Raw genomic sequence first — 22,784 nt, forward strand, 5'->3', positions numbered from 1 at the left:
CGCCTCGGACGTATCCCTCGGACCCGCACCCCCGGCCGCATCAGTGGACGGGGTGCATCGTGCGCCGCAGCCACGGCGCCATCGCCATCACGACCACGCCGGCCGCCACCGCGACGGCGCCGTTGAGGCCGAAGTACACGGGGTTGGACACCTGGCCGTAGAGCTTGACCACCTGCGCCTGGATGCCGTTGGCCAGCGCGAGGGAGAGGAACCAGAGCGCCATCGTCTGGCTGCCGAAGGCCCGCGGGGCGAGCTTGCTGGTGGCCGACATGCCCGAGGTCTCCAGCAGGACGTCGCCGAGGCCGAGCAGCAGGTACGAGCCGACGATCCACCAGGCGGCCATCTTGTACGCGTCCCCGTCGTGCCCCGAGGTCGGGATCACCATCAGCAGGAAGGACAGGCCGCCCAGGATCACTCCGATGGCGATCTTGTTGGAGGCGTGCGGCTGGCGGTGGCCCATCCGGGCCCACAGCGCGGCGACGACCGGGGCCAGCGCCACCTCGAACGCGCCGAGCGCGGAGGCGTACCAGCTCGACGGGAAGTCGAAGCCGAGGATCGTGCTCTCGGCGTTGGTGGAGGCCAGCAGCATCATCGTCGAGTAGGCCTGGAAGAGGATGAAGTTGAAGGCGACCGAGGCCAGGAAGAGGACCACGTACGGGCGCAGCCGTCCGCGTTCCTCGCGCGTCACCCGTGGGCTGCGGAACATCACCACGAAGTAGGCGATCGGGGCGATCACCGAGACGAGGGTGAGCAGGTCGACGAAACGGCCCATGGTCAGCCACCCGACGAGGGCCAGGGCGGTGGCGAGCGCGGCGAAGGCGAGCGCGCCGCCGACGATCCACCACACGGCGCGGCGCAGCGCGTCGGGGGCGAGGGCGTACTCGGCGGAGTGCTTGCGTCCGGCCAGATGGCGGCGGCCCAGGACGTACTGGATCAGGCCCGCCGTCATCCCGACGGCGGCGGCGGCGGAGAAGCCCCAGTGCCAGCCCTCGTGCTCGCCGAGCCAGCCGGTGACCAGCGGTCCGGCGAAGGCGCCGATGTTGATGGCCATGTAGTAGAGGGCGAAACCCGCGTCGCGCCGGTCGTCGTCCGTCCGGTAGAGCTTGCCGACCATGGTGGCCACGTTCGGCTTGAGCAGTCCGGTGCCCGCGCTGATCAGGCCGAGGCCCACCCAGGTCATGGTGGCCGTCGGCACGGCCATGGCGTAGTGGCCGCAGGCGATCAGGATGCCGCCCCAGAGCACGGCCCGGTACGAACCGAGGATGCGGTCGGCGAGCCATCCGCCGGCGACGGAGACGAGGTAGACCATGGTCCCGTAGGCCGCCGAGACGGAGGCGGCGGTGCCCGGGTCCATCCCCAGGCCGCCGTCGGCCACCGTGTCCGCGAAGTAGAGGACGAGGATGGCCTGCATGCCCAGGAACGAGAAACGCTCCCAGACCTCCAGTCCGGAGAGCGTGGCGAGGCCCCGGGGGTGGCCGAGGAAGGCATGGTCGTCCTGGGGCGGCGGCCGGTCGGCCTCCGGATCCGCCGGTTCGTCCATATCGGTCGCAGTTCTGGGCAAAACGCGTTCTCCGGTTGTTTCGGGTCTTACCGAACATACCGGTGTGTATCAGGCGGCGCGCGGATGGTGGCCGGGAAGGCGCTCTCGGTGATCGAAAACAGACCCGATACGCTGGCTTGAGTGATGGCAGCGACACATCGACAATCCATGTGATCGTCAGCGTGATCGTCAGCAGACAGGAGTACCCCTCGTGACCGTCGTCGGGCCGTTCGGACTGAGCGTGCGGGACCAGGCTCTTGAGACCGATGTCCAGGCCGGACTGGCCGCCGTCGAGGCGGGTCTGCTGGAAGCCACCAAGAGCGAAGTCCCCTTCATCACCGAGGCCGCACAGCACCTGGTCCGGGCCGGAGGCAAGCGGTTCCGGCCGCTGCTGGTGATGCTCGCGTCCCGTTTCGGTGACCCCTACGCGCCCGGCATCGTGCCGTCCGCGGTGGTGGTCGAGCTCACGCACCTCGCGACGCTCTACCACGACGACGTCATGGACGAGGCGGACGTCCGCCGCGGGGTGGAGAGCGCCAACGCCCGCTGGGGCAACTCGGTGGCCGTCCTCACGGGTGACTTCCTCTTCGCCCGCGCCTCGCACATCCTGGCCGACCTCGGGCCGGAGGCCGTACGTATCCAGGCCGAGGCCTTCGAGCGGCTGGTGACCGGCCAGATCCTGGAGACGGCGGGCCCGCGCGACGGCCGCGACCCCGTCGCCCACTACCTCGACGTCATCGCAGGCAAGACCGGCTCGCTGATCGCGGTCTCCGGCCGCTTCGGCGCGCTGATGTCCGGCGCCGACGAGTCGGTCGTCGACATCCTCACCCAGTACGGCGAGCGGCTCGGCACCGCCTTCCAGCTCGCCGACGACGTCCTCGACATCGCCTCCGACGCGCACGAGTCCGGCAAGACCCCGGGCACCGACCTGCGCGAGGGCATCCCGACCCTGCCCGTGCTGCGGCTGCGCGAGATGGCGGCCCAGGGCGGCGACCCGGCGGACCTGGAGCTCGTGGAACTGCTGGACGGCGACCTGACGGACGACGCCCGCCACGCCGAGGTGCTCACCCGACTGCGGGCCCACCCGGCCCTGGAACAGGCCCGCCGCGACACCATCCGGTACGCCGAGGACGCGCGGGCCATGCTGGCCCCGCTGCCGGAGTGCTTCGCCAAGTCGGCCCTCGAAGAGCTCTGCGACGCGGTGGTGCACCGCGCCGGGTAGCGGCCACGATTTCGGAACGGGCCCTTCCGCCCCGGCGACCCCTACGGGTCGGGGGAGGGGGGCCCTTTCCATGTCATCCCACGGGCGTACGCCGAGTTGCGTCCGGGGACTGACGCCCCGGGGCCGCCGATTTGGTCAGATGGAGTCATCAAACCCCACCAGATCGGGTGAGCGCGGCGACACGGTGGTCACCGCAGTCGACACAGAGGGCAGGGCACTGACATGGCACCGAACACCAAGACTTCTCGCAAGGCCGCCCGGTACGCCGTACCGGTAGCGGTGGCGGGCGTGGCCGCGGCGACCGTTGCGATGGTCCCGGCCTTCGCCAACGCCGGCGGGCCCGACCTGCCGAAGGTGACGGCGCAGCAGCTCATCGAGAAGGTCGCGGCCTCGGACGTGCAGCAGCTGTCCGGCACCGCCCGGATCACCACCGACCTGGGGCTGCCGACGATCGCGAGCGGGCTGCTCGGCGGCGGGGGCATCGCGGGCGGCTCCGCCGCCCCGGAGGACAAGGTCGCCCAGCTGGCGAACGGCAGCCACACCCTGCGCGTCGCGGCCGACGGCCCGGACCGCCAGCGGCTGACCTTCCTCGACGGCAAGGACGAGTACAGCCTCATCCACAACGGCGACGACGTGTGGGGCTACGACTCCAAGTCGAACGAGGCCTTCCACGAGAAGAACGCCGAAGCCGGCAAGGGCAAGGACGGCGGCAAGGAGCACAAGACCGCCGACCGGCTGGCCGCCTCGCCGCAGAAGCTGGCCGAGGAGATCCTGAAGGCCGCCGGCCCCACCACGGACGTCAGCGTCGGCGACACCGCGCAGGTGGCCGGGCGCGACGCCTACCAGCTGGTGCTGAAGCCGAAGCAGAGCGGCTCCACGGTCGGCTCGGTCCAGATCGCGGTGGACGCCAAGAACGGCGTGCCGCTGCGCGTGCAGCTGCTGTCCGCCCAGGGCGGCAAGCCGATCGTGGACGCCGGCTTCACCAAGGTGGACTTCGCCAAGCCGGCCGCGGACACCTTCGCCTTCACCCTGCCCAAGGGCGCCAAGGTGACCGAGGGCGAGGACGGGCCGGGCAAGGGCGGCGCGGACGAGCACTGGAAGGCGCTGGAGTCGTTCCCGGGCCTCGGCGGCCTGACCGGCGGCGCGAACGGCAAGGGCGACGTGAAGGTCCTCGGTGAGGGCTGGTCGACCATCGCCCGGATCGACTCCGGTTCCGAGCGGAGCCTGAAGGACCTGGAGAACGACAAGAACGCCCCGAAGGAGGCCAAACAGTTCCTCGACTCCCTCGGGGACAAGGTCAAGGGGAAGTTCGGTGAGGGCCGTGTGCTGTCGACCCGCCTGGTCAACGCGCTGATCACGGACGACGGCAAGGTCTACGTCGGCGCGGTCACCAAGGACGCGCTGGTGAAGGCGGCCGACGCCAACAAGTAGTCGCCGACCGGACGAACCGCCGCGAGGGTGGGCCGGGGACTGTGTCCCTGCCCACCCTTGCGGCATTCCGGCTGCCCGTACAGCACACCCGCTGTACGGTGTTGGACATGTCGAGACACGTCACCATCCGCCTGGACGAAGAGTTCCACGAACGCCTGAAGGCACGTGCGGCGGCACTGGGGACGACGGTCACCGCGCTGATCACCGAGGTCACGGAGCGCGAACTCGACGAGGACCGGAAGAACTTCCTCTCCGGCATAGAGGAGTTCGCCGATCACTGGAGCTACTTCCAGCAACGGTTCGGCAATTGAAGATCACCATGGAGTGGGCCTGGACGGCTCTGGCCCACCACCTCCCGTCCGATCCCGCCGTGTGGGATCCCTCCGGGGTGGCCGCCGCGGTCGCCCGGCACCAGAACGACCTCGTCCTCGTGCCCGAACAGCCCGCCCCGGACACCGCGTGGCGGGCCGCCGCGTTTTTGCACACCCTCGCCGTGTGCCCGGCGCTGGAATCCCCGATGAACGAGTTCTACGCGGCCGCCGCCACCCGCTCGTACCTGCGGGTGGCCGGGGCCAAGCAGTTGCCCTCGCCCGAGGAGCTCGGCGACCTGGTGGAGGCGGCCAAACTGGGCCGCGCGGACATCGCGGCCGTGGCCGAGGAGCTGCGCGCCCGCATCGAGGGGCCGCTCCAGGCGTCCTCGCAGGCGCGCGCCGAGGACGCCTGAGCTCCGGCACGATCCGATGAGACCGTGCCGGAGCCGTGGGCCGTCGGGCTGGAAGGTCCCGGAGGACTAGAAGGTGATCTTCCAGCTGTTGATGTAGCCGACGTCCTGCGCCGCCGAGTCCTTCACCCGGAGGTTCCAGACGCCGTTGGCGACCTCGGAGGAGGCGTTGACGGTGTACGTCTGGACCAGGTTGTCGGCGCTGCCGCCACTGCGGTTGTGCAGGTTGTAGACGGTGCCGTCGGGGGCGACCAGGTCGACCACCAGGTCACCGCGGTAGGTGTGGACGATGTTCACGTCGACCTTGGTGGTGGCCGGCGCGTTGCCCGTCACACCGGTGACCGTGATCGGCGAGGACACCGCCGCCGCGGGGGAGTCCGGGATGTTCACGTCCGCCGTGTTCTCGAAGGACCGGCCCGGCGGGACCGCGGTGCCCGCCCCGAGCGTCCAGATCGCGTAGGCGACGGCGTCCGAGTTGCGGTCCAGGGCGGTGTCGTTGATGTTCGTCAGGCTGTCGCAGGAGGAGTGGTAGCACCGGTCGAAGGCCTGACCGGAGGTGCCGCCCCACTTCTGCGCCTGCGCCGCCGTCTTGGTGTAGTCGGCGCCGGAGAACAGGCCGCCGACCGGGATGCCCGCGTTCTTGAAGGGGGCGTGGTCGGAGCGGCCGTCGCCCTCGGTCTCGATCTCGGTCGGGACGCCGAGGCCGGCGTAGTAGTTCTTGAAGGTCTGCTCGATGGTCGGGTCGTCGTCGTAGACGAAGTAGCCCGGGTTCGGCGAGCCGATCATGTCGAAGTTCAGGTAGCCGGAGAGCTTCGCCTTCTCGGCCGCCGGCAGGTTGTTGACGTAGTACTTCGAGCCGATCAGGCCCAGCTCCTCCGCGCCCCACCAGCCGAAACGCAGGTGCTTGGTGGGCTGCAGACCGGCCCGGGAGACGGCGAGGGCGGTCTCCAGGACGGCCGCGCTGCCGGAGCCGTTGTCGTTGATGCCCGCACCCGCGGTCACCGAGTCCAGGTGCGAACCGGCCATCAGGACGGAGTTCGGGTCGCCGCCCGGCCAGTCGGCGATCAGGTTGTAGCCGGTGGCGCCGCTGGAGGTGAAGGTCTGCAGGGTGGTCGTGAAGCCGGCCGCGTCGAGCTTGCCCTTCACGTAGTCGATCGAGGCCTTGTAGCCGGCCCTGCCGTGGGCGCGGTTGCCACCGTCGTTGGCGGCGATGGTGGAGAGCTGCGACAGGTGGGCCTTGACGTTGGCCAGCGGTATGTCGGGCGGAGTCGGGGCCGCGGCGACCGCCGTGGGGGCGGCGAGTGCGGCGGGGACGGCGGAGGCGAACAGGCCGGCGACCGCGAACGCGGTCACGGCAGCAAGGCGCCGAGAGACGGACAGGCTCATGTGGGGGCTCCGGGATTCCGCGGGGATATGACGGAACGGGTGGGGATAGAGCAGGTGAGCGTTAGTGCGTCAGTGCGAGCCTGATGTTCAGCGAGAGTATGACTGTCCGTCAAGACCACAATTCGGTCAGGGCAGTTCGGAAAACGGACGATCCCCGGTACGGGTGGCCCGTACAGGGGATCGAGGGGGTGAAGGGTTTGCCGGCGCGAGTCCCGTGGGACGCCGTGCCGCGCGGGGCTCGGGCGCCGTTACGCGGGCTCGCGGGCCGGTGACGCCAGGACGGCCGGCGCCGCCGCCGGCCTGATCCGCGACCGCCGCGCGGTGCGCAGCGCGTCCCAGGTGAGGATCACGAGCGCGCCCCACACCAGCGAGAAGCCCGCCCAGCGCTCGGGCGGCATCGCCTCGTGGAAGTACAGGACGCCGAGCCCGAACTGGAAGACCGGGGCCATGTACTGGAGCAGCCCCAGGGTGGACAGCGGGACCCGGATCGCGGCCATCCCGAAGAACACCAGCGGGATCGCCGTGACCAGGCCGGTCGCGGCCAGCAGGAGCGCGTGGGCGACACCGTGCGAGGCGAAGGTGGACTGGCCCTGGGCGCCCAGCCACAGGACGTATCCGAGGGCGGGCAGGAACAGCACGGCCGTCTCGGCGGCCAGCGATTCCAGGCCGCCCATGTTGAGCTTCTTCTTGATCAGCCCGTAGGTGGCGAAGGAGAAGGCGAGGATCAGCGAGATCCACGGCGGCCGCCCGTAGCCGATGGCGAGCACCAGCACGGCGGCGACGCTGAGACCGACCGCGACCCACTGGGCGCGGCGCAGCCGCTCACCGAGCACCAGCACGCCGATGGCGATGCTGACCAGGGGATTGATGAAGTAGCCGAGGCTGGCCTCGACGACGTGCTCGTTGTTGACGGACCAGATGTACAGGCCCCAGTTCACGCTGATCACCGAGGCGGCCAGGGCGGTCAGGGCGAGCTTGCGGGGCTGACGGAGCAGCTCCCGTATCCAGCCCCAGCGGCGCAGCGCGAGGAGCGCCAGACCGACCACGGCCAGGGACCACACCATGCGGTGGGCGAGGATCTCGACCGCCCCGGAAGGCTTGAGAAGTGGCCAGAAAAGGGGCACCAGCCCCCACATCCCGTAAGCGCCGAATCCGTAGAGCAAACCCGTGCGCTGCTCGTTCTGTGCCTTCACGGGGCCTCCTGTGCGACTTCCGGCCAACTTCACGAAGGTATCGCCGTACGGCCCAGATGTCATGCCCGTAATCGCGAGATACTCATGACACCGTTCGGGACCCGCGAGGCCGCGCGGATGCGGGGGCCGCTCGGGAGCCGCCGGGAGCCGCCCAGGTCAGGCCAGCGCGGCGCCGATCGCCTCGGTGACCGGGGTCGTCGGCCGCCCGATCAGCCGGGCCAGGTCCCCGCTGGTGCCCGCCAGCCGGCCGCGCTCGATGGCCGCGTCCACGTCGACGATGATCGCCGCAAAGCCCTCGGGCACCCCGGCGCCCGTCAGGATCCGCAGGTGCTCGTCCGGCGCGACCTCGGCGTACGCGATCTCCTTGCCGCTGAGAGCCGACACCTCGGCCGCGTACTCCCCGAGGCTCCACGCGGCGTCGCCGGAGAGCTCGTAGATCCGATTCAGGTGCCCCTCGCCGGTGAGCACCACGGCCGCGGCGGCCGCGTAGTCGGCGCGTGCCGCCGAGGCGACCCGGCCCTCGCCCGCGCTGCCCACGACCGCTCCGTGCCCGAGGACCGTCGGCAGCTCACGGGTGTAGTTCTCGTGGTACCAGCCGTTGCGCAGGAAGGTGTACGGGAGTCCGGAGTCGAGGACGGCCTGCTCGGTGGTGGTGTGCTCGGCGGCCAGCTCGAAGTCGGCCTCGGGGCCGCCGAGGATGCCGGTGTAGGCCAGCTGCGCGACGCCCGCCGCCTTCGCGGCGTCGATCACGGCGGTGTGCTGGGCGACGCGCCGCCCGATCTCGTTGCCGGAGATCAGCAGCACGCGGTCGCCGGGCTCGAAGGCGCGGGCGAGGGCCGCCCGGTCGTCGTAGTCGGCGACGCGCACCTCGATCCCGCGTGCGGCCAGGTCGGCGGCCTTCGCCTCGTCGCGGACGACGACGGCGACCTGGTCGGCGGGGACCCGTTCCAGCAGATCCTCGACGACGAGACGGCCGAGGGCTCCGGTGGCGGCGGTGACGACGATGCTCATGACTGCTCTCCTCGTTGGGTGACAGCGCCAGCCTACGGTAAGCGCTAACTTCTGGAAAGCGCTATATGGAGGGAAGCGCTGGAGCGTCGGGCCGCGCATGCCGAAGCCCGGACCCCCAGGGGGTCCGGGCTTGCGGCGGCCGTGTCGCGCGGGCGGGTCAGCCCACGACGGTCCACGTGTCGTTGCCGGCCAGCAGCGCCCCGAGGTCGCCCTTGCCGTTGCGGTCGATGGCCGCGTCGAGCTGGTCGGCCATGAGGGTGTCGTAGACGGGCCGCTCCACGCTGCGGAACACCCCGATCGGGGTGTGGTGCAGCGTGTCGGGGTCGGCGAGGCGGGAGAGCGCAAAGGCGGTGGTGGCGCCGGCGTTCCGCGCGTCGTGCACCAGGATCCGCGCCTCGTTGGCGGCGGTGACGTCGACGACCTCCAGGTCCCCGGTGGCCGGATCGCGGACGACACCCTTCGCGTTGTCCGTGCCGAAGCGGATCGGCTGCCCGTCCTCCAGCCGGATCACTGCCTCCTGGGCCTGGTCCTTGTCCTTGAGCACCTCGAACGCGCCGTCGTTGAAGATGTTGCAGTTCTGGTAGATCTCCACGAGCGCCGTGCCCTGGTGGTCGGCCGCCTGGCGCAGTACCTCGGTGAGGTGCTTGCGGTCGGAGTCGACGGTCCGGGCGACGAAGGAGGCCTCGGCTCCGATCGCCAGCGACACCGGATTGAAGGGCGCGTCGAGCGAGCCCATCGGCGTCGACTTGGTGATCTTGCCGACCTCGGACGTGGGGGAGTACTGGCCCTTCGTCAGCCCGTAGATCCGGTTGTTGAACAGGAGGATCTTCAGGTTGACGTTGCGGCGCAGGGCGTGGATCAGGTGGTTGCCGCCGATGGAGAGCGCGTCGCCGTCGCCCGTGACCACCCAGACGGACAGGTCGCGGCGGGAGGTGGCCAGACCCGTGGCGATGGCCGGGGCGCGGCCGTGGATGGAGTGCATCCCGTACGTGTTCATGTAGTACGGGAAGCGGGAGGAGCAGCCGATGCCCGAGACGAAGACGATGTTCTCCTTCGCGAGGCCCAGTTCGGGCATGAAGCCCTGAACCGCGGCCAGCACGGCGTAGTCACCGCAACCGGGGCACCAGCGGACCTCCTGGTCCGACTTGAAGTCCTTCATCGACTGCTTGCTCTCGGCCTTGGGTACCAGCGAGAGCAGGGTCCGCGCCCCGTCGGCCGCGGCCTCCGTCACCTCAGTCATCGATGGCCTCCTTGAGAACCGTGGCGAGCTGCTCCGCCTTGAACGGCATTCCGTTGACCTGGTTGTACGACTGCGCGTCGACCAGGTATTTCGCCCGGATCAGGGTGGCGAGCTGCCCGAGGTTCATCTCCGGCACCACTACCTTTTCGTAACGCTCCAGGACCTCGCCGAGATTCCTGGGGAAGGGGTTGATGTGGCGCAGATGGGCCTGGGCGACGGGGAGTCCGGCGCTGCGCAGCCGGCGGACGGCCGCGGTGATGGGGCCGTAGGTGGATCCCCAGCCCAGGACCAGGGTGGTGGCGCCGTCCGGGTCGTCGACGTCGACGTCGGGGACCTGGATGCCGTCGACCTTGGCCTGGCGGGTGCGGACCATGAGGTCGTGGTTGGCCGGGTCGTAGGAGATGTTGCCGGTGCCGTCCTGCTTCTCGATGCCGCCGATGCGGTGTTCGAGGCCGGGGGTGCCGGGGATGGCCCAGGGGCGGGCGAGGGTTTCCGGGTCCCGCTTGTACGGCCAGAACACCTCGGTGCCGTCCGCGAGGGTGTGGTTCGCGCCGGTGGCGAACTTGACCTTCAGGTCGGGCAGGTCGGCGACCTCCGGGATCCGCCAGGGCTCGGACCCGTTGGCGAGGTAGCCGTCGGAGAGCAGGAAGACCGGGGTCCGGTAGGTGAGCGCGATACGGGCCGCGTCCAGGGCGGCGTCGAAGCAGTCCGCGGGGGTCCGCGGCGCCACGATCGGGACGGGGGCCTCGCCGTTGCGTCCGTACATGGCCTGGAGCAGGTCCGCCTGCTCCGTCTTGGTCGGCAGTCCCGTGGAGGGGCCGCCGCGCTGGATGTCCACGATCAGCAGGGGCAGCTCCAGCGACACCGCGAGGCCGATCGCCTCCGACTTGAGTGCCACACCCGGTCCTGAGGTGGTGGTCACCCCGAGCGCGCCGCCGAAGGCCGCGCCGAGCGCCGCGCCGATGCCGGCGATCTCGTCCTCCGCCTGGAAGGTCCGCACGCCGAAGTTCTTGTGCTTCGACAACTCGTGCAGGATGTCCGAGGCCGGGGTGATCGGGTAGGAGCCCAGGTAGAGGGGCAGATCGGCCTGCTGGCTCGCGGCGACCAGACCGTAGGCGAGCGCCAGGTTCCCGGAGATGTTGCGGTAGGTGCCGGTCGGGAAGGCGCGGGTGGCGGGGGCGACCTCGTAGGAGACCGCGAAGTCCTCCGTGGTCTCCCCGAAGTTCCAGCCGGCCCGGAAGGCGACGACGTTCGCCTCGGCGATCTCGGGCTTCTTCGCGAACTTCTGACGCAGGAAGTTCTCGGTGCCCTCGGTGGGCCGGTGGTACATCCACGACAGCAGGCCCAGCGCGAACATGTTCTTGCTGCGCTCGGCCTCCTTGCGGGAGAGGCCGAAGTCCTTCAGGGCCTCGACCGTCAGGGTGGTCAGCGGCACCGGATGCAGGTTGTAGGCGTCGAGGGAGCCGTCCTCCAGCGGCGAGGTCGCGTAGCCGACCTTGGCCATGGGGCGCTTGGTGAACTCATCCGTATTGATGATGATCTCCGCGCCGCGCGGCAGGTCCGCGATGTTCGCCTTCAGGGCCGCCGGGTTCATCGCCACCAGCACGTTCGGGGCGTCGCCCGGGGTGAGGATGTCGTGGTCGGCGAAGTGCAGCTGGAAGGAGGAGACGCCCGGCAGGGTTCCGGCAGGGGCGCGGATCTCGGCGGGGAAGTTCGGCAGCGTCGACAGGTCGTTCCCGAAGGACGCCGTTTCCGAGGTGAAGCGGTCACCGGTGAGCTGCATACCGTCACCGGAGTCACCCGCGAATCGGATGATCACACGATCGAGGCGGCGCACTTCCTTGCCGCCCGGACTCTCCGGGGCGCGCTGTCCACCGACAACCGCACCCCCGGCCCCGTCGGCCTGCTCGGCTGGGCTGCTGACCTGGCTGGTCACTGAACTGGACCTCCTTCGAGGCGTGACCCCCCGGGACCCACCCTACGACGGTAGGGATCAAGGCCCCCAGGAGCGGTCACATTCTGGACCGTAGGGCCGCCCCTCGAGACGGCCCTGCCGGTATGCCATATCTGACAGAGTGTCAGTCGATCAAGATTTCAGATAGGTGAGAACGGCCAGAACCCGCCGGTGATCCCCATCACTCGGCGAAAGGCCCAACTTCATGAAGATGTTGCTGACGTGCTTTTCCACCGCTCCGTCGCTCACGACCAACTGCTTCGCCACGGCGGAATTCGTCCGGCCCTCGGCCATCAGCCCGAGCACCTCGCGCTCGCGCGGGGTCAGCCCCGCCAGCACGTCCTGCTTCCGGCTGCGACCGAGGAGCTGGGCGACGACCTCGGGGTCCAGGGCCGTACCGCCCCGGGCCACCCGCACCACCGCGTCCAGGAACTCCCGCACCTCGGCCACCCGGTCCTTGAGCAGATACCCCACCCCGGTGCTCGAACCGGCCAGCAGTTCCGTGGCGTACTGCTCCTCCACGTACTGGGACAGCACGAGCACACCTATCCCGGGGTGGTCGCGGCGCAGCCGCACCGCCGCCCGTACCCCCTCGTCGGTGTGGGTCGGCGGCATTCGTACGTCCGCCACCACCACATCCGGCAGCGCGTTCTCCGCCGCCAGGTCCGCCACCGTCTTGATCAGGGCTTCCGCGTCCCCGACGCCCGCCACGACGTCATGCCCCCGGTCGGTCAGCAACCGGGTCAGGCCCTCACGCAGCAGCACTGAATCCTCGGCGATGACCACCCGCACCCTGTCTTCCACGATTCAGCAGCTCCCGCGTCCACTCGTTCCCGCACCACCTGACTCAGCCAAGCATCCCAGTCTTGGGTCCCGGTGAAGGCAGAGCCGCGACAACACGTCGCCGTACGGGGGGAGTTTTCGCGTACCGGAAGGTCGCCTACCGCAAACGGGCGCCACCGGCGCCGGGAGTTACGGGAGGGCCGAGCCTCCCGGCCCGGCCCTCCCGTGTACGGAATTCCCGCGGACGGAATTCCCGTGGGCGGTATTCCCACCCCTCAGGGGCGCCAGGGCAGCTCGGCCGTGACCGTCGTCCCGCCCCCGTCGGGGGAGTCGACGACCAGCACCCCGTCCACGGCGTCCAGCCGCTCGGTCAGCCCCGCCAGCCCCGTCCCCTCGCGGGGCCCGGCCCCACCTCGGCCGTCGTCGGCGACCTGGATCAGCAGCCGCTCCCCGGACTTCCACACGTCCACCGAGGCCGACCGGGCCAGCGCGTGCTTGCTGACGTTCTGCAGCAGCTCCGAGACCGTGAAGTACGCGATCCCCTCGATCGCCGCCGCGGGCCGGGCCGGCAGGTCCACGGCCACCCGTACCGGCACCGCGCACCGCGAGGCCACCGAGGACAGCGCCGCGTCCAGCCCCCGGTCGGTCAGCACGGCCGGGTGGATCCCCCGGGCCAGGTCACGCAGCTCCTGGAGGGCGATCTTCACCTCACCGTGCGCCTCGTCGACCATCCGGGCGGCGGCCTTGGGGTCCTCGGTCAGCTTCTCCTTCGCCAGCCCCAGATCCATCGCCAGCGCCACCAGCCGGGCCTGCGCCCCGTCGTGCAGATCCCGCTCGATGCGCCGCAGGTCGGCGGCGGCGGTGTCCACGACCACCCCGCGGTCGGACTCCAGCTCGCTGACGCGGGTGGCCAGGCTCGACGCCCCGAGCAACCCGCCGACCATCACGCGGTCCACGGTGGTCAGGGCCCGGATCACCCACGGGGTGGTGAGGGTGAGGGCCAGCCCGATCAGGCTGGTGAGGGCGATCGCGCCGGGCGAGTCGAGGTAGAAGGCGTAGTCGTCGTTCTGGAAGAGCTGCAGACCGGGCTGGTCGGTGAAGGCCGGGAAGACCCAGAACCACAGCGGGTACAGCAGGTACGCCCACCCGCACGCCCAGAGCACCACGGACAGGGAGAACGAGAACACCGCCCACGGGAAGTGGACGACCGAGTACAGCGCGTGCCGCCAGGCACTCCCGCTCTTGAGCAGCGCACCCATCGCGGCGAGCGGTCCGGCCTTCTTCGCCCGGATCGGCGCGGGGGCGGCGATGTCCGTCCCGAGCAGCGCACGCACCCGGGCCCGCTCCAGGTGCCCGAAGCCCCGACACATGGCGAGCACGCCGGCCAGGACCGGAACCCCGAGGAAGGTGACGAGCAGTCCGGCGCCGAGGCTCACGCCGGCGATGGCGAGCGAGAAGTACAGCGTGCTCAGTGGCAACCCGATCAGCAGGTACCCGAGCTCCCGCCAGGTCCGCCCCTCGACCGGAGCCCGCAGCACCGCGCCGATCCCGCCGCCCGCGCCTCTGCCGTTGTCCATGATCCCGACCCGCCCTTCCGGTCCTCCGATACCCCCTCACCCTGCCGCCCCCGGTCCCCCCACAACCATCCGGCGGGTCGGCATCTCCACCGGGGGGTTAACCCCACCCCCCTGCCCACCTTCGAGGCGGCGCGACCAATCCCACCCCGGCCGGTCTTCGAGGCGGCGCGGCCAATCCCGCCCCGGCCGGTCTTCGAGGCGGCGCGGCCAATCCCGCCCCGGCCGGTGTTCAAGGCGGCGCGGCCAAATCCAGCCTCGCCGGCGTTTGAGGCGCGGGGTCCGGGGCGGAGCCCTGGGAGACGGTGGCGCGCCGGACGCACGAACGGGACCTGGCAGCCCCGCCGGCGAGGCGCACGGCGGAGCCCTGGGAAACGGCGGCGCGCCCGACGCACGAACGGGACCCCACCCACCCCGCCGGCAAGGCGCACGCACGAACGGGACCCCCGCCCACCCGGACAGGAGTCCCGCTCACCAGTGACGACGCGACGACACGGGGCCCGTGGGGCCTACCCCCGGTCCCGCCACGGCAGCTCGGCCGTGACCACGGTCCCGACCCCCTCCGGCGAGTCCACCACCAGCACCCCGTCCACCGCCCCCAACCGCTCCGCGAGCCCCGCCAGCCCACTCCCCCCGGAGGGACTCGCTCCGCCCCGCCCGTCGTCCGACACCCGGATCATCAGCCGTGCCCCCGCCCGCCACACCTCGACCGTCGCGCCCCGCGCCTCCGGCCCCGCGTGCTTGCTCACGTTCTGCAGCAGCTCGGACACCACGAAGTACGCGATCCCCTCGATCGCCTCCGCCGGCCGCGCGCCCGCCCCCGGCCCCGACCGCGACGCCGCCCCCGCCGGGTCCCCCTGCAGATCCACCGCCACCTTCACCGGCACCACACACCGCGCCGCCACCGACGACAGCGCCGCGTCCAGCCCCCGGTCCGTCAGCACCGCGGGATGGATCCCCCGTGCGAGGTCCCGCAGCTCCTGCAGCGCCAGCTTCACCTCTCCGTGCGCCTCGTCGACCATCTCCGCCGCGCCCTCCGGGTCCTCCAGCAGCTTCTCCTTCGCCAGGCCCAGCCCCATCGCCAGTGCCACCAGCCGGGCCTGCGCCCCGTCGTGCAGGTCCCGCTCGATGCGCCGCAGGTCGGCCGCCGCCGTGTCGACCACGACCCCCCGGTCGGACTCCAGCTCCGCGATCCGCCGCTCCAGGTCGTCGGAGGGCGAGAGCAGCCCCCGTACCATCGCCCGGTCCACGTTCGCCATCAGCCGCACCAGATACGGCAGCACCGGCCACAGCACGAACAGGCCGGTCAGCGCTACCGTGAAGGTGAGTACTCCCCACGGCAACCGGATCAGCTGGTACAGCACCGTCCGCCAGCCGACCGGGTCCTTGATGCTCGTCCACAGCCAGGGGAAGAATCCGCCGGACCGCTTCGGCCCGGGGATCGGGGTCGGCTCGTCCACCCGTACGCCCAGCAGCCCGCGGGCGCGTGCCCGGTCCAGCCGTCCCAACTGCCGAGACAGATACAGACCGCACGCGAGCAAGGGAATTCCCACCGCGGTCACGGAAAGACCGCCGGTCGTGGAAACCATGACAACCGCGTAAACGAAACCGACGATCGCCACCGGCAGATTGGTCACGAGATAGGCGATCTCCTTCCACGTCACGGCGCTGAAAACGGCGCGTACGGGGGGAGGTCGATCGTTGTCGGGTACGGCATGGCTCATGGTCATGCGCCACACCCTGTCAAGTGCGACCCGCTGATGCCATGGGGCGGCCGGGGTGCTGTGAACGGGGGATAACCCCACCCCATGTGAGGCAGGCCCTAGACTCCCGTCCGTACCAGATCGTCGACAGTGACCGAGGAGCGAGGAACGGACGTGCCTGAACCAACGGTATCGACCGTAACCGTGCTCGCGGCGGACTACTTCCGGAGTTATTCGGTCGTCGGTCTACTGGCCGCCCTCGGTGTGCTTTTCGTGGCCGTCGCCTTCGGCGCGGGCCGCCTGCTGCGGCCCGTCGTCCCGACGCCCGAGAAGCTGCTGACCTACGAATGCGGTGTGGACCCGGTCGGCGAGGGCTGGGCGCACACCCAGGTCCGCTACTACGTCTACGCGTTCCTCTACGTCATCTTCGCCGTCGACTCGATCTTCCTGTTCCCGTGGGCGACGGTGTTCGCCGCCGCCGGTTACGGCGCCACGACGCTCGTGGAGATGTTCATCTTCCTGGGCTTCCTGGCCGTCGGCCTGCTCTATGCGTACAAGAAGGGCGTCCTCGAATGGACGTGACACCGGCTGTGACGCCGACCGAGGGTGCTGCCGAGAGCGTGCTGCTCCCGGAGCCCAAGCGCCTCGGAGTCCTCTCCCGCCTGGCCCCGGAACCGATGAAGGTGGTCCTGAACTGGGGCCGCCGGTACAGCCTGTGGGTCTTCAACTTCGGCCTGGCCTGCTGCGCCATCGAGTTCATCGCCGCGTCCATGGCCCGGCACGACTTCATCCGGCTCGGTGTGATCCCCTTCGCGCCGGGCCCCCGCCAGGCAGACCTGATGATCGTCTCGGGCACCGTCACGGACAAGATGGCCCCGGCGGTGAAGCGGCTCTTCGAGCAGATGCCGGAGCCGAAGTACGTCATCTCCTTCGGCGCCTGCTCCAACTGCGGCGGCCCGTACTGGGACTCGTACTCCGTGACCAAGGGCGTCGACCAGATCATCCCGGTCGACGTCTACGTGCCCGGCTGCCCGCCGCGTCCCGAAGCGCTCCTCCAGGGCATCCTCAAGCTCCAGGAGAAGATCGCCCGCGAGTCGCTGGCCGAGCGCTACGCCGCCGGGCCGTCCGTGGCCCAGCTGACCAGCGACCTGGTCACGCCTCCGCCGGCACCCGTGCGGGGGGCGGGCGCGTGAACCTCTACGACTCCCTCCCCGACGCGGCGCCGACGGTGTTCGGAGCCGAGGCCGTCGCCGAATTCTCGTACGACGTCCTCACGGTGGACGTGCCCGTCGGCAGTTGGATCTCCGCCCTCGAAATCGCCCGGGACAAGCTGGGCTGCACGTACTTCGACTGGCTGAGCGCGGTGGACGAGCCCGGCACCGGCTTCCGGATCTGCGCGCACGTCGTGTCGCTGGAGAACCACCGGGTGCGCCGGCTGCTGCTGCGCACGACGGTCCCGCACAGCGCCGCCTCCCTGCCGTCCGCGGTCGCCGTCTACGCCGGGGCGGAATGGCACGAGCGCGAGACCTTCGAGATGTTCGGGGTGACCTTCACCGATCACCCCCACCTCGTCCCGCTCCTCCTCCCCGAGAACTTCGAGGGACACCCGCTGCGCAAGGACTTCGTCCTGGCAGCGCGCGTCGCCAAGGCCTGGCCCGGTGCCAAGGAGCCGGGCGAGGCCCACGACCCGGACGCGCCCAAGCGCCGCCAGATGCTCCCGCCGGGCGTACCGGACCCCAACGACTGGGGTCCGATGAAGGGCCAGCTCCCGCCGGCCCCGGCCCGACCGGCCCGTACCGCGCGTGCGGCCGGCGCGGCGGGCGCCGCCGCGCGCACCCCGCGCGAGGGCGCCCCCGTCCGTCGTACCCGCTCGGTGGCGGAGGGCTCGGCCACCCAGCCCCCGGCCGACGCGGCCACCGGGGCGGACGCGGAGGCTCCGCCCCGCCCGCCGCGCCGTACCCGCTCGGTGGCGGACGGCTCCGCCAGCCAGGCCACGCAGACGCCTACCCCGGACGCGACGACTCCGACCCCGGACGCCGCTCCCCGCCCGCCGCGCCGCACCCGCTCGGTGGCGGACGGCTCCGCGAGCCAGGCCCCGGCTTCGGACGGCGGCCCGGCCGACCGGGACGCAGGCGCCGCTGCGGACACGGGGGAGGCGGCGCGCCCGCCGCGCCGCACCGCCCCCCGGAGCTCCGACGCCCCCTGGCACGCACCGAAGCCCGCCTTCGACGAACCGGCCCCCGAACCGGCTCCGAAGGCCGTACCGGAAGCCGGTCCCGCACCGGAGACCGAGGCCGCACCGGAACCCGAGCGACGCCCGGCCGAGCCGGGCACCGAGCCGGACGCCGAGCCGGAGACCGGGACCAAGGCCGACAACGAGACCGACCCCACCACTGACACCGGAGGCACGGCGTGAACGACGTCCTCGACGTCGCCCTGCGGCTGATCGTCGTCTTCGCCGTCTTCCTCGTGCTCCCGCTCGTCGTCGGGCAGACCGAGCACAAGGTGATGGCACACATGCAGGGCCGCCTCGGCCCCATGTACGCGGGCGGCTTCCACGGCTGGGCCCAGCTCGTCGCCGACGGCGTGAAGTTCGCGCAGAAGGAAGACATCGTTCCGGCGGGCGCCGATCGACGGATCTTCCAGCTCGCCCCCGCCGTCGCCCTGCTGCCCTACCTCCTCGTCCTGCTGGTCATCCCGATCGGCCCGGGCGAGGGCGCCGTCGGACAGGTCGTCGACGCGGGCCTGTTCTTCGCGCTCGCCGTCATGGGCGTCGGAGTCCTCGGCTCCCTGATGGCCGGCTGGGCCTCCGCGAACAAGTTCTCCTTGCTCGGCGGCCTGCGCACCGCGGCCCAGCTGCTCGCCTACGAGCTGCCGATGCTGCTCGCCGCCGCCTCCGTCGCCATGGCCGCCGGCACGGTCTCCCTCCCCGGCATCGTCGAGGCCTTCGAGTGGTGGTGGCTGCCCTGGCAGATCGTCGGCGCGCTCGTCTTCTTCGTCGCCGGCCTCGCCGAACTGCAGCGGCCCCCCTTCGACATGCCCGTCGCCGACTCCGAGATCATCTTCGGCGCGTACACCGAGTACACGGGCCTGCGCTTCGCACTGTTCCTCCTCGCCGAATACGCCGGCATCGTCGTCCTCTGCGCCCTCACCACCGTCCTCTTCCTGGGCGGCTGGCACGGACCCTTCGGCGACGACCTCGGCTGGGTCTGGACCCTGCTCAAGATCGCGGTCCTCGCCTTCGCCGTGATCTGGCTCCGCGTGAGCTACCCGCGACTGCGCGAGGACCAGCTCCAGAAGCTGGCCTGGACCACACTCATCCCGCTCGCGCTCGCCCAGATCGCGCTCACCGGCATCGTGAAGGTGGCGATCCAGTAATGCCCATCCCCGGATCCGGCCTGGCCAAGGGTCTGGCCGTGACGCTGCGCACGATGACGAAGCGCTCGCACACGGCCCAGTACCCCGACGTCCAGCCCGAACTGCCGCCCCGCTCCCGCGGGGTCATCGGTCTGTTCGAGGAGAACTGCACCGTCTGCATGCTCTGCGCCCGTGAGTGCCCCGACTGGTGCATCTACATCGACTCCCACAAGGAGACGGTCCCAGCGTCCACCCCCGGTGGCCGCGAGCGCAGCCGCAACGTCCTCGACCGCTTCGCCATCGACTTCTCCCTCTGCATGTACTGCGGTATCTGCATCGAGGTGTGCCCCTTCGACGCCCTCTTCTGGTCGCCGGAGTTCGAGTACGCGGAGACCGACATCCATGAGCTGACCCACGAGCGCGACAAGCTCCGCGAGTGGATGTGGACCGTCCCGGCGCCGCCCGCGCTGGACCCGGCCGCCGAGGAGCCCAAGGAGATCGCCGCCGCCCGCAAGGCGGTGGAGAAGGCCGAAGCAGCGGCCGCGGCCGCCGCTGCGGCAGCCGCCGAAGCCGCCGAAGCCGCCGCCCGGGCGGCCGAGACCCAAGAGCCGACCGACCCGACCGACCCGACCCCGGAGGGAGACGCGTGAGCCCCGCCGTCACCCTGGCCGCAGCCGCCACCGCCACCACCGGGCCCGGCTTCCTCTCCCCGACCGGCGTCGAGATCGCCTTCGTCCTCGTCGGACTCGCCACCCTCGGCGCGGCCCTCGTCACGGTCACCACCAAGCAGCTGGTGCACGCCGCCCTGTGGCTGGTCGTCGCGCTCGGCGGCATCGCCGTCGAGTACCTGCTGCTGACCGCCGAGTTCATCGCCTGGGTCCAGGTCCTCATCTACCTCGGTTCCGTGATCGTCCTCCTCCTCTTCGGGCTGATGCTCACCAAGGCCCCCATCGGCCGTTCCCCGGACGCGGACTCCGGCAACCGCCCGCTCGCGCTCGGTGTCGCCGGCGTCGCGGCCGTGTCACTGGTCTGGGTGGTCGTCGACGCCTTCCGCACCACCTGGATCGACCTCGACGGACCGGTCCAGGGCTCCACCAAGGTCTCCGGCGAGATCCTCTTCCAGCACTGGGTGCTGCCGTTCGAGGCGCTCTCCGTCCTCCTCCTCGCAGCCCTGATCGGGGCCATCGTGCTGTCCCGCAGGAACGACCCCGCCGACCCCGCCGACGCAGCCACCCCGGCCGGCCCCGGCGAGAAGAAGGGCCGGCGCTGATGCACCTCGCCTACCCCGCCGTACTCGCGGCGCTCCTCTTCTGCACGGGCCTGTACGGCGTACTGGCCCGCCGCAACGCCATCCTGGTCCTGATGTCCGTCGAGCTGATGCTCAACGCCGTCAACCTCAACCTGGTGGCCTTCGACGTCTGGCTGCGCGACGCCCTGCACGCCGGCCAGGCCCTCACTCTCTTCACCATCGCGATCGCCGCCGCCGAGATCGGCATCGGCCTCGCGATCGTGCTGATGGTGTACCGCAACCGGGGCACCTCCGACGTCGACCGGCTGCGCGACACCGCCGAGGGCCACGAGCCCGCCCCGAACAACCAGAGCGAGGTCACCGCGTGAGCACCACGACCCTCGCCGTCCTCGTCCCGCTGCTCCCCTTCCTCGGCGCGGTGGCGGGACTGCTGCTCGGCCGCAAAGCCCCCGGGTTCGTCCGGCCGCTCGCGATCCTGCCGACGCTCGCCGCAGCCGTACTGGCCGTACTCGTCGCCGTCCGCCAAGGCGGCGGCGAGACGATCAGCGCCTCGACCGAGCTGACCCCGACCGGCTCGGTACCGATCGAGCTCTCGCTCTACCTGGACGGCTTCGCCGTGCTGGTCGCCGTCCTGGTCGGGGTCGTCGCCACCTGCGTACAGCTCTACTCGACGGCGTACCTGCGGGAGGACCCGCGCTACCCGTCCTATGCCGCTCTCGTCTCACTGTTCACCTCCGCCATGCTGCTCGTCGTCTACTCCGGCGACCTGATGGTGCTGCTGGTCGGCTGGGAGATCATGGGCATCTGCTCGTACTTCCTGGTCGGCCACTACTGGGAGACCGAAGCGGCCCGCTCCGCCTCCCTGAAGGCCTTCCTCGTCACCAAGCTCGGCGACGTCCCCTTCCTGATCGGCCTGTTCGCGCTCGCCGCAGACGCCGGTTCCTTCGAGATCCCGAAGATCCTGGAGACCGTCGCCGCGGGCGGACTCGACCACCCGACGCTGATCGCACTGCTCCTGCTCGCCGGAGTCGCGGGCAAGTCCGCGCAGTTCCCCCTGCACACCTGGCTCCCCGACGCCATGGCGGGCCCCACCCCGGTCTCGGCGCTGATCCACGCCGCGACGATGGTCGCCGCCGGTGTCTACTTCATCGCCCGCCTCCTGCCCGTCTTCGCGGCATCCCAGGCCGCGCTGGTGGTCATGGCCGTGATGGCGGCCGTCACGATGGTCGGCTCCGGCCTGGCCGCCATCGCCCAGGACGACATCAAGCGGGTACTCGCCTACTCCACGATCGGCCAGCTCGGCTACATGGTCGGCGCCCTGGCCGTCGGCGACCGCGGCGCCGCCGTCTTCCACCTCCTGTCCCACGGCGCCTTCAAGGCGCTCCTCTTCCTCGGCGCCGGCGTGATCATCCACGCCGCCGGTACGAACTCCCTGGGCGTCATGTCCCGGATGGACGGCCTCGCCAAGCGCATCCCCGACGCCTTCTGGACGATGACGATCGCGCTCCTCGCGCTCGCCGCGGTCCCGCCCTTCGCCGGCTTCTTCTCCAAGGAAGCCGTCCTCGTCGCCGCCGAGCACACCGCCACCGGCCACTCGGACTTCGCCCCCAGCGCCGCCGGCTGGCTGGTGCTCGTCTCCGGTCTGCTGACCGCCCTGCTCACCGCCGCCTACGCCACCCGGCTGTGGCTGATGGCCTTCCGCGGCCGGGGCGCCGCCGCCCCCGACCACGGCAAGGAACCCTTCGCCATGACCGGCGTGCTGTGGCTGCTGGCGATCCCGTCGATCGGCTTCGGCCTCGCGGCCGAGTCCATCTCCGGCTGGTTCGACAACGGGGAACTCACCCCGACCCTGGTCACCTCGGTCCTCGGCACGGGCGCCGCCGCCATCGGCGCGATGCTCACCTACGCCCTCTGGCAGCGCGCCTCGGCGAAGGCCGCCCTCGCGGCCGCCGCAGGCACCCGAGCCGCAGCCCCCGCCGGGACGCCCGCCGCGGTCGTCGCCGCCGCATCCGCCGCGGAAGCCCCCGAGGTGGCCGAGGTGACCCACGATCACCCCGCCGTCCCGGCCGGCCCCGCCGCCGACCCCGGCAAGGCGTTCCTCGGCCCGCTGCACCGCCACGCGGCCGCCGGCTTCCACCTCGACGCCGTCTACGACCGGCTGTTCGTCCGGCCCGTCCGGGCCGCCGCGAGCCTCGTCCGCTTCCTCGACCGCGAGGTCGTGGACACGTACGTCCGCGGCGCGGGCACCGGCACCCAGCTGCTCGGCAGCCTCGTGCGCCGTGCCCAGACCGGCAACGTGCAGAGCTACCTGAGCGCCCTGCTCGCCGGTGCCGTGGTCCTGGCGATCGCCACCGCCGTCCTCGCCAACGTCAACGCCGGATCGTGAGCCGTGAGTCAGCCGTGATTGATATCAGCCCGTC

General features: G+C 71.1%; 21 protein-coding genes. 12 read left to right on the forward strand and 9 right to left on the reverse strand.

Going from position 1 to position 22,784, the window contains the following annotated elements; genetic code table 11:
* Window positions 1-40 precede the first annotated feature (40 nt).
* Complete coding sequence (locus BCL76_RS05745; protein WP_109778467.1) at window positions 41-1,540, reverse strand: peptide MFS transporter; 1,500 nt, start codon at window positions 1,538-1,540, stop codon at window positions 41-43.
* Between the two features lie 211 nt (window positions 1,541-1,751).
* Between BCL76_RS05745 and BCL76_RS05750 the strand changes: the two genes are divergently transcribed.
* From BCL76_RS05750 to BCL76_RS05765, 4 genes are all read left to right on the forward strand, one after another.
* A complete protein-coding gene (locus tag BCL76_RS05750) occupies window positions 1,752-2,762 on the forward strand; it encodes a polyprenyl synthetase family protein (protein ID WP_030758106.1) in 1,011 nt (336 codons plus the stop codon).
* A gap of 222 nt (window positions 2,763-2,984) precedes the next feature.
* Entirely contained in the window at window positions 2,985-4,193 is a 1,209-nt protein-coding gene (locus BCL76_RS05755; RefSeq protein ID WP_109778468.1) for a LolA family protein, read from the forward strand.
* 107 nt (window positions 4,194-4,300) lie between these two features.
* A complete protein-coding gene (locus BCL76_RS05760; RefSeq protein ID WP_234314053.1) occupies window positions 4,301-4,504 on the forward strand; it encodes a ribbon-helix-helix domain-containing protein in 204 nt (67 codons plus the stop codon).
* On the forward strand, window positions 4,501-4,917 hold the full coding sequence (locus tag BCL76_RS05765) for a hypothetical protein (RefSeq protein ID WP_030758111.1): 417 nt from the start codon (window positions 4,501-4,503) through the stop codon (window positions 4,915-4,917). The genes BCL76_RS05760 and BCL76_RS05765 overlap by 4 nt, the downstream gene beginning before the upstream one ends.
* Window positions 4,918-4,983: 66 nt before the next feature.
* On the opposite strand, the gene BCL76_RS05770 is transcribed toward BCL76_RS05765, so the two are convergent.
* The 8 genes from BCL76_RS05770 to BCL76_RS05805 all read right to left on the reverse strand — a co-directional run bounded on the left by BCL76_RS05770 (window position 4,984) and on the right by BCL76_RS05805 (window position 15,785).
* Window positions 4,984-6,300 (reverse strand): M28 family metallopeptidase, encoded by a 1,317-nt coding sequence (locus tag BCL76_RS05770; protein ID WP_109778469.1) that lies wholly within the window; start codon window positions 6,298-6,300, stop codon window positions 4,984-4,986.
* Window positions 6,301-6,548: 248 nt separating this feature from the next.
* Window positions 6,549-7,493, reverse strand: coding sequence for an EamA family transporter RarD (gene rarD / locus BCL76_RS05775; RefSeq protein ID WP_109778470.1), 945 nt, complete (start codon window positions 7,491-7,493; stop codon window positions 6,549-6,551).
* Between the two features lie 156 nt (window positions 7,494-7,649).
* Window positions 7,650-8,504 (reverse strand): SDR family oxidoreductase, encoded by an 855-nt coding sequence (locus BCL76_RS05780; protein ID WP_109778471.1) that lies wholly within the window; start codon window positions 8,502-8,504, stop codon window positions 7,650-7,652.
* Window positions 8,505-8,661: 157 nt separating this feature from the next.
* Window positions 8,662-9,744, reverse strand: a complete 1,083-nt coding sequence (locus BCL76_RS05785) for a 2-oxoacid:ferredoxin oxidoreductase subunit beta (RefSeq protein WP_181382450.1) — start codon at window positions 9,742-9,744, stop codon at window positions 8,662-8,664.
* Window positions 9,737-11,680 carry a 2-oxoacid:acceptor oxidoreductase subunit alpha gene (locus BCL76_RS05790; RefSeq protein WP_109778473.1) on the reverse strand — a complete coding sequence of 648 codons (1,944 nt, stop codon included), beginning with the start codon at window positions 11,678-11,680 and terminating at the stop codon, window positions 9,737-9,739. The genes BCL76_RS05785 and BCL76_RS05790 overlap by 8 nt, the downstream gene beginning before the upstream one ends.
* Window positions 11,681-11,830: 150 nt before the next feature.
* A complete protein-coding gene (locus tag BCL76_RS05795) occupies window positions 11,831-12,490 on the reverse strand; it encodes a response regulator transcription factor (protein ID WP_030758119.1) in 660 nt (219 codons plus the stop codon).
* A gap of 266 nt (window positions 12,491-12,756) precedes the next feature.
* Window positions 12,757-14,058, reverse strand: coding sequence for a sensor histidine kinase (locus tag BCL76_RS05800; protein WP_109778474.1), 1,302 nt, complete (start codon window positions 14,056-14,058; stop codon window positions 12,757-12,759).
* Window positions 14,059-14,564: 506 nt separating this feature from the next.
* The gene (locus BCL76_RS05805) at window positions 14,565-15,785 is read right to left on the reverse strand and encodes a sensor histidine kinase (protein ID WP_109778475.1); all 1,221 of its coding nucleotides are present in this window, start codon (window positions 15,783-15,785) and stop codon (window positions 14,565-14,567) included.
* Between the two features lie 147 nt (window positions 15,786-15,932).
* On the opposite strand from BCL76_RS05805, the gene BCL76_RS05810 reads away from it, so the two are divergent.
* Genes BCL76_RS05810 through BCL76_RS05845 form a run of 8 tightly spaced genes read left to right on the forward strand, consistent with a single transcriptional unit; the run spans window position 15,933 to window position 22,750 of the window.
* Entirely contained in the window at window positions 15,933-16,340 is a 408-nt protein-coding gene (locus BCL76_RS05810) for an NADH-quinone oxidoreductase subunit A (RefSeq protein WP_030012240.1), read from the forward strand.
* Window positions 16,331-16,951 (forward strand): NADH-quinone oxidoreductase subunit B, encoded by a 621-nt coding sequence (locus BCL76_RS05815; RefSeq protein WP_109778476.1) that lies wholly within the window; start codon window positions 16,331-16,333, stop codon window positions 16,949-16,951. Before BCL76_RS05810 ends, BCL76_RS05815 begins: the two co-directional genes overlap by 10 nt.
* Window positions 16,948-18,174, forward strand: a complete 1,227-nt coding sequence (locus tag BCL76_RS05820; protein WP_109778477.1) for an NADH-quinone oxidoreductase subunit C — start codon at window positions 16,948-16,950, stop codon at window positions 18,172-18,174. Before BCL76_RS05815 ends, BCL76_RS05820 begins: the two co-directional genes overlap by 4 nt.
* Complete coding sequence (locus BCL76_RS05825) at window positions 18,171-19,136, forward strand: complex I subunit 1/NuoH family protein (protein ID WP_109778478.1); 966 nt, start codon at window positions 18,171-18,173, stop codon at window positions 19,134-19,136. The genes BCL76_RS05820 and BCL76_RS05825 overlap by 4 nt, the downstream gene beginning before the upstream one ends.
* On the forward strand, window positions 19,136-19,765 hold the full coding sequence (locus BCL76_RS05830; RefSeq protein WP_109778479.1) for a NuoI/complex I 23 kDa subunit family protein: 630 nt from the start codon (window positions 19,136-19,138) through the stop codon (window positions 19,763-19,765). The genes BCL76_RS05825 and BCL76_RS05830 overlap by 1 nt, the downstream gene beginning before the upstream one ends.
* On the forward strand, window positions 19,762-20,385 hold the full coding sequence (locus BCL76_RS05835; protein ID WP_109778480.1) for an NADH-quinone oxidoreductase subunit J family protein: 624 nt from the start codon (window positions 19,762-19,764) through the stop codon (window positions 20,383-20,385). The genes BCL76_RS05830 and BCL76_RS05835 overlap by 4 nt, the downstream gene beginning before the upstream one ends.
* Window positions 20,385-20,732, forward strand: a complete 348-nt coding sequence (gene nuoK, locus BCL76_RS05840; protein WP_030012576.1) for an NADH-quinone oxidoreductase subunit NuoK — start codon at window positions 20,385-20,387, stop codon at window positions 20,730-20,732. The genes BCL76_RS05835 and nuoK overlap by 1 nt, the downstream gene beginning before the upstream one ends.
* Window positions 20,729-22,750 (forward strand): NADH-quinone oxidoreductase subunit 5 family protein, encoded by a 2,022-nt coding sequence (locus BCL76_RS05845; RefSeq protein WP_109778481.1) that lies wholly within the window; start codon window positions 20,729-20,731, stop codon window positions 22,748-22,750. Before nuoK ends, BCL76_RS05845 begins: the two co-directional genes overlap by 4 nt.
* Window positions 22,751-22,784: the final 34 nt, after the last annotated feature.

Source organism: Streptomyces sp. CG 926, from assembly GCF_003148825.1.
Taxonomy (GTDB): domain Bacteria; phylum Actinomycetota; class Actinomycetes; order Streptomycetales; family Streptomycetaceae; genus Streptomyces.